The sequence below is a fragment of the Nisaea sediminum genome (genome assembly GCF_014904705.1).
Classification (GTDB): domain Bacteria; phylum Pseudomonadota; class Alphaproteobacteria; order Thalassobaculales; family Thalassobaculaceae; genus Nisaea; species Nisaea sediminum.
The window spans coordinates 717,016-728,204 of the sequence record NZ_JACZCQ010000001.1 but is presented as its reverse complement, the minus strand read 5'-3'; the positions used below and the strand labels follow the sequence as shown (position 1 = coordinate 728,204).

The window sequence follows — 11,189 nt, the reverse complement described above, 5'->3', positions numbered from 1 at the left end:
CGCCCCAAAAAAAGGACCGCGGGGGGGGCGGCCCCAGGGGGCCGCCTCCGTTTTTATTTCTTCATCTTGGCGCAGGCCGCAGCGATGGCGGCCATCTGCGGGTCGGTCAGCGGCTGGCCGTTGTACTCAAGGCGTCCGGAACCGATATCGTATTTCACGGTGCCAATTCCGGCCTCCGCCGAGGTGCCGCCGGGCAGCGCGAACAGCTCCGCCAGCTCGAGCGTCAGGGGAATGGTGATTGATTTCGGCGCCTCGATGATCACCGAGCCCGGAAGATCGGCGCCCGCGACCGCATTACCCCGCGCATCGACCCCAGGCTTGTACTCGACGTCGGCCGAGGGCTGGTAGGCAATCACCCGCTGACAGTCGCGCTTGGAGACCTTTATTCCGGCAGGATCGTCCTCCGCTGCCGGAGCGATTCCGGGAAGCGAGACCAGAAGCGTCGCCAATCCGGCGATGCCTACGAGCTTCAATTTCTTGGAAAAGTTCATTTCATGTCTCCCGACGCCCCGGAGCGGACTTTTGATAACAAAATCCGTATGAGAATCGTTATCATTTAACCTTACTGCAAAAAAATGGATGACGCCCCGGACAACATGTCATATGGTCGCATCCTAATAATTAAAAACAAGTCCGAGCCGCGAATTTGGCCCGAGTTTAGGGAGGAAGCGAACCCTGCCGATTTGTCGTCAGGGTCGAATCATAAAAAAAATTCGCCGGCAAGATCCCTGGGGTCTTGCCGTTTTTTCTTTGGTTCAGACGCTTCCGCTACCAGTTCTTGATCGCATCGCGAAACGAGAACAGATCCGCCCCGATGACATAATCGACCAGAAGCGTGCCGAGGATCGCCGCCACGGTAGCACCAGCTGCCTTCTTCCAAAGATGCGGGCGCCGCGGCGCACTCGCCGCATGTCCCTCCTCGGCTTCGTCCGGGACGCGCACGCCGATCGGCAAGGCCATCAGAAAGAACCACCACCAGAGCAGCAGAAAGACGACGACGACGGAAACCGGGTCCTGCATGCTGTGGTACTCAGGCCTGCTCGAGTTCGACGAGAGTGCCTGCGAAATCCTTCGGATGCAGGAACAACACCGGTTTGCCGTGTGCGCCGATCTTCGGCTCCCCGTCTCCGAGCACCCGAGCGCCTTCCGACTTCAAACGGTCCCGCGCAGCGAGTATATCCTCGACCTCATAGCAGACATGATGCATGCCGCCGGACGGATTCTTCTCGAGAAAAGCCGTAATCGGCGACGCGTCACCGAACGGATGCAACAGTTCGATCTTGGTATTCGGAAGCTCGACAAAGACGACCGTCACGCCGTGCTCCGGCAAGTCCTCCGGTGCGCTGACCTTGGCGCCAAGCGCACCGCGATAGGTCGAACAGGCGGCATCGAGATCCGGCACCGCAATCGCGACATGGTTCAAACGGCCGATCATCGCACCCTTCCCTTCTCTGTTCTCAAACTCTCAGCACATGCACCGTGGTCACCGGGCGCTTGCCGTATTCCGCTTTCACGACCCGACGGACAGCCCGCCGCACCGCTTCACCGACCTCGTCGTCATTGCCTCGCGCCTTCTTCCCCAGCGCCTCGACCGCTTCCCATATGAGGTCCTTCGCGGTCTCGCTCAATGCGGCAATTTCGCCCTCGTCCGCGATCCCGTTGAAGGTCACGACCGGATCGCCGTGCAGATGGCCCTTGCCTTCAAGCAGGACCGTGACTGAGACGGCCCCGTTGAAGAGCATCTTCTTCCGGTCGCCGAACACGCTCGACTCAAGCGGCCTCAGCCGGCCGCCATCCATGGTGAAGGCCCCCGTCGGCACCCAGCCGACAATCTCCGCCGCGCCTTCCTTGAGTCGGATCATGCTTCCGTTCCCGGGCACGACAGCCTCCGGAACCTGGCACTGACGGGCAAGCCGCGCATGGGCCTCGAGGTGCCGCGGGGTACCGTGAACCGGAACCGCGATTTTGGGCCGGATGTACTGGTACATCTCGACCAGCTCCTCCCGCGCCGGATGACCCGAGACGTGGACATGATGTTCGCGTTCGGTCACGACCTCGATGCCGCGGGAGACGAGCTTGCTCTGGATCCGGCCGATCGCCGCTTCGTTGCCCGGGATCTCACGGGAGGAGAAGATCACGACGTCACCGCGCTCAAGAACGATCTCCTGGTGCGCATTGTCGGCGATCCGCGCAAGAGCGGCGCGCGGCTCTCCCTGCGAGCCGGTGCAGATCAGCACCAGCTTGTCGCGCGGGATGAACCCCGCATCCTTCTCCGAGACGAATTCGGGAATGTCCCGCAGGTAACCGTTCTGCAGCGCCGCCTCGTACATTTTCCAGAGGGAACGCCCGACCAGCGCAACGTTACGTCCCGCAGCCTTTGCCGCCGCCGAGATCGTCGCCAGACGGCCGACATTGGAGGCGAAGCAGGTGATGGCGATCCGGTGCTTGTCGTATTTCCGGAACAGCACGGCGAGCGAGTCCGTCAGGCTCGCCTCGGAGCCTGAGCGGCCGGGATCGAGGACGTTGGTCGAATCCCCGATCATCGCCAGCACGCCCTCGTCGCCGAGCGCACGGAGCGCCTTGATGTCGCTGACCTCGCCGATGACCGGTTCCGGATCGAACTTCCAGTCGCCCGAATGCATCACCGTCCCGCCGCCACAGCGGATTACCAGAGCATTCGGCTCCGGGATCGAGTGCGTCAGGGTGATGAGCTCGATCTCGAACGGACCGATCACGAAATTCGCCGAGAGATCGATCTCGATCAGTTCGACCTGCTCCAGGATCCCCTCGTCCGCCAGCTTCCGCCGCACCAGCGTGGCGGTGAACGGCGTCGCATAGATCGGGCAGCGCAGCTTGGGCCAGAGATAGGGGATCGCCCCGATATGATCCTCGTGCCCGTGCGTGACCACGAGCCCGACCAGATCATGCCGCCGCTGCTCGATGAATTCCGGGTCCGGAAGGATGATGTCGATCCCCGGCATGGTATCGTCGCCGAAGGAGATCCCGAGATCGACCATCAGCCACTTACCGCCATAGTGGTAGAGGTTGAGGTTCATGCCGATCTCGTCGCTCCCGCCGAGCGGCAGGAAGATGAAATCGTCCTCGTCTATGTTCAGGTCGGCCTTCTTCTTGGCGCTCATCGCGCTTTGTTCCGTTCGTGTATCAGAAGCAGGCCGCGCAATGTAATCTCCTCGTCCACATGTTCAATGGCGGGCGTGCAATTGGCGAAGATCGCCGCCAACCCGCCGGTGCCGATAACCGTCATGTCGGTTCCGTATTCCTGCTTGATCCGCGAGACGAGCCCTTCGATCAGCCCGATATAGCCCCAGAATATTCCGGAATGCATGGCGCTGACGGTCGATTTCCCGATGACCTTGACCGGGCTGTTGGTCCCCTCTTCCGGCATCTCGGGCGGCCGGATCGCGATCCGTGGCAATTGCGCCGCGGCCCGGTAGAGCGCATCGAGCGAGAGATTGATGCCCGGCGCGATGATGCCGCCGGCATAGCCGCCGTCCGGTTCCACCACGTCGAAGGTCGTCGCGGTGCCGAAATCGATCACGATGAGCGCACCGTCATAGACCGCATGCGCCGCGACGGCGTTCACTAGCCGGTCAGCCCCGACCTGTTCCGGACGGTCGATCCGGATGTCGAGGCCGAGGTCGACGCCTTTCCTGCCGACCACCATCGGCTCGATCTTGAAATATTTCCGGCACAGCGTCTCGAGATTGAACATGACCTCCGGGACAACGGTCGCGATGATCACGTCCGTCACGTCGCTGAGGGTCATGCTCTCGAGCGCCATCAGCTGCGTCAGCCAGACCGCATATTCGTCCGCGGTCCGCGCGACGTTCGTCGAGGTCCGCCAGGAGCCCTGCTTTTCCTTTCCTGCAAAGACGGCGAAGACCGTGTTGGTGTTGCCGCAATCGATCGTCAGAAGCATCAGCTTTCCTCCGCCAGACGCACATCGCCCGCCGCGATTTTCTCCTGCCGGCCGTCGTCGAGACGAAGGAGCATCGTTCCGTCGGCATCGATCCCTTCATAGCATCCGGATTTGCGTTCGGGGCCGTTTTCGACGATCACCTGCCGGCCGATCCATCGTGCCCGCACGATCCAGGCATCCCGGATGGTCTCGAAACCGTCACGCCGCCATTCCCCGTAGCGGACGGACAGAGCCGCCAGATAGCGCTCCAGGAAATTCTCGACCGTCGGAGGCGCCGCAAGATGCTCCCGGATCGATGTCGCCGGATAGCGCGTTTCACCTGGAGCGTGTCCGAGATTGATCCCCACGCCGAGCAGCGCGACATAGCGGCCGTCCCGCGGCAGTGTCTCCGTCAGGATGCCCGAGAGCTTTGCCCCTTCGAGAAGGACGTCGTTCGGCCATTTAAGTTTGAGATCGGCTCCGGGCAACAGTCCGGCGACGGCATCGTGCACGGCCAGCGACGCGACGAAGGAGAGTTCCTGCAGACGGCCGAGGGGCAGCTCCGGATCGAGGATTGCCGTGGTGTAGAGATTGCCTTCCGGAGAGGACCAGGGCCGCCCGAGCCGGCCGCGTCCGGCGGTCTGGCTCCGTGCCCAGACCAGCGTGCGGTCCGGCGCCCCATCCCGGGCAAGCCGTTCCGCCTCGTCGCTGGTACTGGTGACGGCGTCGAAGCGGTGGATGGCGAAGCCGTGACTCTGGCGGTTCTGGTCCAATTGACCCGATCCTTCCGGGGTCAGAGCATCCTGTCAGGCGTTCGGATTAGCCGGCGAACAAAGCGGAGGCGGCGGCCTTGGCGCTGCTCACGAGCGGCGCCGGGACGATGAAGAACAGCAGCGTCACGGCGGCCATCACCGTCATGATTACCTTCAGATCGCCCGGAACGGCACTGTCGAGCGGCTCCTCCGCCTCGTCGAAATACATGATCTTGACGATGCGCAGGTAATAGAAGGCGCCGATCACGCTGGCGAGCACGCCGAGCACCGCGAGGGTGATCAGCCCGGACTCGACCGCAGCCATGAAGACGAACCACTTGCCGAAGAAGCCAGCGAGCGGCGGGATGCCCGCCATCGAGAACATGAAGATCAGGATCATCGCCGCCATGCCCGGATGGGTCTTGGAGAGCCCGGCGAGATCATTGATACCCTCGACCGCCCTTCCCTGCCGGCGCATCGCGAGGATGCAGGCGAAGGTCCCGACATTCATGAAGAGATAGATCGCGAGATAGACGAGGATCCCGGCGACGCCCGCCTCGTTCGCGGCGGCGAGACCGACCAACGCATAGCCCATATGGCCGATCGAGCTGTAGGCCATCAGGCGCTTGATGTTGGTCTGAACCAACGCTCCGACCGCGCCGAGTGCCATGGAGAGCACCGCGATCAGCGAGATGATTTGCTGCCACTCGCCGACGAGCGCACCGAACGGCTCGAGCAGGACGCGGAGGAACAGCGCCAGAGCCGCCACCTTCGGAGCCACGGCGAAAAGCGCGGTGACCGGGGTCGGGGCGCCCTCGTAGACGTCCGGCGTCCACATGTGGAACGGCACGGCGGAAACCTTGAAGGCGAGACCGCAGATCACGAAGACCAGGCCGACAATCAGGCCGACGGAGGGTTCGGTTCCGGCGAGACCGGTAAAGACCCGGGCCAGCGCGTCGAATTCGGTGGTGCCGGCGAAGCCGTACACCATCGAGGAACCGTAGAGCAACATCCCGGAGGAGAGCGCGCCGAGCACGAAATACTTCAGGCCGGCTTCGGTTGAGCGGAGCGTGTCGCGCCGGATCGAAGCGATGACATAGAGCGCGAGGCTCTGGGTCTCGAGGCCGACATAGAGCGCGATCATGTCGTTGGCCGAGACCATCATCAGCATGCCGACGGTCGAGAGCACGATCAGCACGGGGAATTCGAAACGCTCGAAACTGTCGCGGCGGAAGGTGCTGCGCGACATGATGATCGCGAGGATCGAGCCCGCGAGGATCAGGATCTTGGCGAACTGGGCGAAAGGTCCGGAGGAGAACATGCCGAAGAAGGCGGGAGTCGTGTCCCCGCCGTAAGTGACGACCAGGCCGCCGGCGATCACCATGACGGCAACCGCGAGCCAGGAGGTCGCCTCCTGTGCCTTGCCGCCCTTGAAGACGCCGAACATGAGCAGCGCCATGGCCGCGGCCGCGAGGAAGATCTCGGCGGCCGCCGGGCTCATCACGGGAAGCGTTGTGATCGCATCCATGGGTCTAACTCCTGCCTTACCGGGCGGCCACGGCCACGCTCGCATCGCCGAGCGCAACCTTGTAATTGCTGATCAGGTGATCGACCGACACCGACATCATGTCGAGGAAAGTCGAGGGATAGATCCCCATCCAGAACACCAGAATGATGAGCGGGGCGAAGACGGCGATCTCGCGCGGCGAGAGGTCGAGCATCTTCTTCAGCGCCTCCTTGTCGAGCGTGCCGAAGATGATCCGACGGTAGAGATAGAGCATGTAGGCCGCGCCCAGGATGAGTCCGGTGGCGGCGAGCGCCGCGAGCCAGGTGCTCTTCTCGAAGGCGCCCATCAGGATCAGGAACTCGCCGACGAAACCGCTCGTCGCCGGAAGGCCGACCGAGCCCATGGTGAAGATCATGAAGACCAGCGCGTAGCGCGGCATCCGTTCGACCAGACCGCCATAGGCCGAGATCTCGCGGGTATGCATCCGGTCATAGACCACCCCGACGCAAAGGAAGAGCGCGCCGGACACAATGCCGTGACTCAGCATCTGGAAGATCGAGCCTTCGACACCCTGCGTCGTCATGGTGAACATGCCAATGGTCACGAAGCCCATATGCGCGATCGAGGAATAGGCGATCAGCTTCTTCATGTCCTCCTGCACCAGCGCGACCAGCGAGGTGTAGATCACCGCGACGATGCTGAGCGCATAGACCAGCGGCGTGAAGAACTCGGTCGCTTCCGGGAACATCGGGATCGAGAAACGGAGGAAACCGTAGCCGCCCATCTTCAGGAGCACACCGGCCAGAATCACCGAGCCCGCGGTCGGCGCCTCGACGTGCGCGTCAGGCAGCCAGGTATGAACCGGCCACATAGGTACCTTCACCGCGAAGGAGGCGAAGAAGGCGAGCCAGAGCCAGGTCTGCAGCTCGGCCGGGAAGCCGGCCTGCATCAGCGCCGGAATGTCGGTCGTGCCGGCCTGCAGATACATCGCCAGGATGGCGATCAGCATCAGAACGGAGCCGAGCAGCGTGTAGAGGAAGAACTTGAACGCCGCATAGACCCGACGCGCGCCGCCCCAGACGCCGATGATCAGGAACATCGGGATCAGCACGCCTTCGAAGAAGATGTAGAAGACGAGGATGTCGAGCGCGCAGAACATGCCGACCATGAGGGTCTCGAGCACGAGGAAGGCGATCATGTATTCCTTCACGCGCTTCTGCACCGCCTCCCAGCTCGCCAGGATGCAGATCGGCGTCAGCAGGGTCGAGAGCAGAACGAACCACATGGAGATGCCGTCGACACCCATGTGATAGCCGATGCCCCAGTCGGGCAGCCAGTCGCGCTTCTCGACGAACTGGAAGTCCGCCGTGGTCGGATCGAACCCGGCCCAGATCAGCAGCGAGATGACGAAGGTGATCAGCGAGGTCCAGAGCGCCACGTAGCGTGCGTTCCGCGCGACCTGTGCCTCCTCGCCGCGGGTCAGCGCCACGAAGAGCGCGCCCGCGAGCGGCAGGAACGTAACCAGTGAGAGTAGCGGCCAATCGCTCATGGTCTTAGTTCCCGCTCGTCAGCATGTACCAGGAGATGATGGCGACGACGCCGATCATCATCACGAAGGCGTAGTGGTAGACGTAGCCCGACTGCATCTTGCCGGCCCGGACCGCCGCGAGGCGCGTCACCAGGCTGACGCCGTCCGGCCCGAAGCCGTCGATGATCGCCCCGTCGCCGTTCTTCCAGAAGATGCGGCCGATCTTCATTGCCGGACGCACGAAGAGGAAGTCGTAGAGCTCGTCGAAGTACCACTTGTTCAGGAGGAACAGGTAGACCGGACGGAAGCTGCTGGCGAGTTTGGCCGGCAGGCCGGGCATGAACATGTACATCAGGTAGGCGAGCCCGATGCCGCCGACCGTGACGACGATCGGGATGATCTTCACCCAGGCCGGGACGTGATGCGCCGCCTCGATCGTGTCGTTGCCCTCGGCAACGAAGAGCGCCGCGCCCCAGAACTCCGCACGCATCTCGCCGCCGAAATACTGGTAGCCGAGCCAGCCGGAGAGCACCGCGCCGGCCGCGAGCACCATCAGCGGAATGGTCATCACGCTCGGAGATTCGTGGATGTGGCTCATCACCTCCTGGCTCGCCCGCGGCTTGCCGTGGAAGGTCATGATTAGCAGGCGCCAGCTGTAGAAGGCGGTCATGAAGGCGGCGCCGACACCGAGCCAGAAGGCGTAATCGCCGACCCCGGTGTGTTTCGCATAGGCCACCTCAATGATCAGGTCCTTGGAGAAGAACCCGGCGAAGGGCGGGAGGCCGACCAGCGCCCAGCTGCCGATCCACATCATGATGTAGGTGAGTTTGATGTGCTTCCAGATGCCGCCCATGTTGCGCATGTCCTGCTCGTCCGACATGGCGTGGATCACGGAACCCGCGCCGAGGAACAACAGCGCCTTGAAGAAGGCATGCGTCATCAGGTGGAAGATGGCGGCGGAATAGGCCGACACACCGCAGGCGAAGAACATGTAGCCGAGCTGGCTACAGGTCGAATAGGCGATCACCCGCTTGATGTCGTTCTGGCAGAGGCCGACGGTCGCGGCGAAGAAGGCCGTGGTCGCCCCGACGATGGTGATCACCATCAGCGCGGTCTCGGAGAATTCCATCATCGGCGACAGGCGCGCGACCATGAATACGCCGGCCGTCACCATGGTGGCGGCATGGATGAGGGCGGAGACCGGGGTCGGACCTTCCATCGCGTCCGGGAGCCAGGTGTGCAGGCCGAGCTGCGCCGACTTGCCCATGGCGCCGATGAAGAGCAGCAGGCAGAGCACCGTCATGGCATGCCACTCGTAGCCGAGGAACTCCATGGTCACGGCGGCTTTTTCCGGCACGGCGGCGAAGATGTCGTCCAGCACGACGGTATCGAACAGCAGGTAGGTGCCGAAGATGCCGAGCGCGAAGCCGAAATCGCCGACGCGGTTGACGATGAAGGCCTTCATCGCGGCGGCGTTGGCGGACGGCTTGTGGAACCAGAACCCGATCAGCAGATAGGAAGCGAGACCGACGCCCTCCCAGCCGAAGAAGAGCTGCACCAGGTTGTCGGCCGTCACCAGCATCAGCATCGCGAAGGTGAAGAGGCTGAGATACGACATGAAGCGCGGCTTCGAATGGTCGTGGCTCATGTAGCCGACGGAATAGACGTGCACCATGGTCGAGACGCCGGTGACCACGATCAGCATGACCGCCGTCAGGGTATCGAACTTGAGCGACCAGGCCGCTTCCATGGAGCCGGACGCGATCCAGGTGAAGAGCTCGATCGTGACCGGGTTGCCGCCCAGCGCGACGTCGAAAAAGGCGATGATCGAAAGGGCGAGCGAGCCGAACATGGCTCCGCAGGTGACCAGCTGGGCCGGGCGGTCGCCGATGGCCCGGTTTCCGAGGCCCGCGACGAGACTGCCGAGCAGCGGCAGGAAGACGATTGCGGCGTACATCCGGCCTTACCCTTTCATCAGGTTGATGTCTTCGACAGCGATGCTGCCGCGGTTGCGGAAGTACACAACCAGGATGGCGAGGCCGATGGCCGCCTCCGCGGCGGCGACGGTCAGCACGAAGAGCGCAAAGACCTGGCCGACGAGATCGTTCAGGAAGACCGAGAACGAGACCAGGTTGATGTTCACCGAGAGCAGGATCAGCTCGATCGACATCAGGATGATGATCACGTTCTTCCGGTTGAGGAAGATCCCGAACATGCCGAGCGTGAAGAGCACGGCGGCGACGGTCAGGTAATGGGCGAGACCGATTTCCAGCATGATCAGGCTCCTCCCCCGCGGGGGACTTCGACGACTTCGACGGTCTCTTCCGTGGTCCGGGCGAGCTGCGCGGAAATCCGCTGGCGCTTGACACCCGGGCGGCTGCGCAGCGTCAGCACGATGGCGCCGATCATGGCGATCAGCAGGATCAGGCCGGCCGCCTGGAAGAGATAGACATAGCGGGTGTAGAGCAGAGCGCCGAGTGCATGGGTGTTGCTCACCTGCGCGGCATCGGGTGCCGGTGCCGCAGTGATCAGATCAGGCGCAATGACCCAGCTTGTCACAACGAAGAACAGCTCGACGAAGATCACCAGGCCGATCAGCATTCCGATCGGCAGATACTTCATGAAACCCTGCCGCAGCTCGACGAAGTTGATGTCGAGCATCATGACGACGAAGAGGAAGAGCACCGCGACCGCGCCGACATAGACGACGACAAGGATCATGGCGATGAACTCGGCACCGAGCAGGACGAAGAGCCCTGCGGCATTGAAGAAGGCCAGGATCAGGAACAGGACCGAATGGACCGGGTTCCGGGAAGAGACCACCATGACGCCGGAGGCGATGGTGATCGCGGCAAAAACATAGAAAATGAGTGCCTGGATCATCGGCGCCCCCCTCCCGCCGCCGTGACGGCGGGCGATTTCTGAGTCAACTCAGCCATTTCGCCGGCTTTCTTCATGTTCCCCTCGCCCCCCGAGCGCCATCAACGATACGGCGCTTCGACGGTCAGATTGTGCGCGATCTCGCGCTCCCAGCGGTCCCCGTTCGCGAGCAGCTTGTCCTTGTTGTAGAACAGCTCCTCGCGGGTTTCCGTGGCGAATTCGAAGTTCGGTCCCTCGACGATCGCATCGACCGGGCAGGCTTCCTGGCAGAAGCCGCAATAGATGCATTTCGTCATGTCGATGTCGTAGCGCGTGGTCCGGCGGCTGCCATCCTCGCGCGGTTCGGCCTCGATGGTGATCGCCTGAGCCGGGCAGATGGCCTCGCAGAGCTTGCAGGCGATGCAGCGCTCCTCGCCGTTCGGATAGCGGCGCAGCGCGTGCTCGCCGCGGAAGCGGCTGCTGATCGGCCCCTTCTCGAAGGGATAGTTGATCGTGACCTTCGGCTTGAAGAAATACTTCAGCGTCAGATACATCCCGGACAGCAGCTCGGTCAGCAGAAGCCCGCGTGCACTCTGTTGCAGCATGCTCATGGCTCAGCCTCTC

At 62.8% G+C, this 11,189-nt stretch carries 12 protein-coding genes; all 12 read right to left on the bottom strand.

Annotated elements, in window-relative coordinates; all coding sequences use genetic code 11:
* Positions 1 to 53: 53 nt before the first annotated feature.
* Positions 54 to 491 carry a hypothetical protein gene (locus IG122_RS03455; RefSeq protein WP_193180390.1) on the bottom strand — a complete coding sequence of 146 codons (438 nt, stop codon included), beginning with the start codon at positions 489 to 491 and terminating at the stop codon, positions 54 to 56.
* Between the two features lie 277 nt (positions 492 to 768).
* Complete coding sequence (locus IG122_RS03450; RefSeq protein WP_193180388.1) at positions 769 to 1,020, bottom strand: DUF1467 family protein; 252 nt, start codon at positions 1,018 to 1,020, stop codon at positions 769 to 771.
* Positions 1,021 to 1,030: 10 nt separating this feature from the next.
* Positions 1,031 to 1,435: a methylmalonyl-CoA epimerase gene (gene mce / locus IG122_RS03445; protein WP_193180386.1), complete on the bottom strand. Its 405-nt coding sequence runs from the start codon at positions 1,433 to 1,435 to the stop codon at positions 1,031 to 1,033.
* A 22-nt stretch (positions 1,436 to 1,457) separates the two neighbouring features.
* On the bottom strand, positions 1,458 to 3,140 hold the full coding sequence (locus IG122_RS03440) for a ribonuclease J (protein WP_193180384.1): 1,683 nt from the start codon (positions 3,138 to 3,140) through the stop codon (positions 1,458 to 1,460).
* Entirely contained in the window at positions 3,137 to 3,940 is an 804-nt protein-coding gene (locus IG122_RS03435) for a type III pantothenate kinase (protein ID WP_193180383.1), read from the bottom strand. The genes IG122_RS03440 and IG122_RS03435 overlap by 4 nt, the downstream gene beginning before the upstream one ends.
* Complete coding sequence (locus IG122_RS03430) at positions 3,940 to 4,692, bottom strand: biotin--[acetyl-CoA-carboxylase] ligase (RefSeq protein WP_193180381.1); 753 nt, start codon at positions 4,690 to 4,692, stop codon at positions 3,940 to 3,942. The genes IG122_RS03435 and IG122_RS03430 overlap by 1 nt, the downstream gene beginning before the upstream one ends.
* Positions 4,693 to 4,738: 46 nt before the next feature.
* A complete protein-coding gene (nuoN, locus tag IG122_RS03425; protein ID WP_193180380.1) occupies positions 4,739 to 6,199 on the bottom strand; it encodes an NADH-quinone oxidoreductase subunit NuoN in 1,461 nt (486 codons plus the stop codon).
* A gap of 16 nt (positions 6,200 to 6,215) precedes the next feature.
* Entirely contained in the window at positions 6,216 to 7,727 is a 1,512-nt protein-coding gene (locus tag IG122_RS03420; protein WP_193180379.1) for an NADH-quinone oxidoreductase subunit M, read from the bottom strand.
* Between the two features lie 4 nt (positions 7,728 to 7,731).
* Positions 7,732 to 9,663, bottom strand: coding sequence for an NADH-quinone oxidoreductase subunit L (gene nuoL / locus IG122_RS03415; RefSeq protein ID WP_193180378.1), 1,932 nt, complete (start codon positions 9,661 to 9,663; stop codon positions 7,732 to 7,734).
* Positions 9,664 to 9,669: 6 nt separating this feature from the next.
* Positions 9,670 to 9,978 carry an NADH-quinone oxidoreductase subunit NuoK gene (gene nuoK / locus IG122_RS03410; RefSeq protein ID WP_193180509.1) on the bottom strand — a complete coding sequence of 103 codons (309 nt, stop codon included), beginning with the start codon at positions 9,976 to 9,978 and terminating at the stop codon, positions 9,670 to 9,672.
* Between the two features lie 5 nt (positions 9,979 to 9,983).
* Positions 9,984 to 10,589 (bottom strand): NADH-quinone oxidoreductase subunit J, encoded by a 606-nt coding sequence (locus tag IG122_RS03405; RefSeq protein ID WP_193180377.1) that lies wholly within the window; start codon positions 10,587 to 10,589, stop codon positions 9,984 to 9,986.
* Between the two features lie 98 nt (positions 10,590 to 10,687).
* Positions 10,688 to 11,176 carry an NADH-quinone oxidoreductase subunit NuoI gene (gene nuoI, locus IG122_RS03400; RefSeq protein ID WP_193180376.1) on the bottom strand — a complete coding sequence of 163 codons (489 nt, stop codon included), beginning with the start codon at positions 11,174 to 11,176 and terminating at the stop codon, positions 10,688 to 10,690.
* Positions 11,177 to 11,189: the final 13 nt, after the last annotated feature.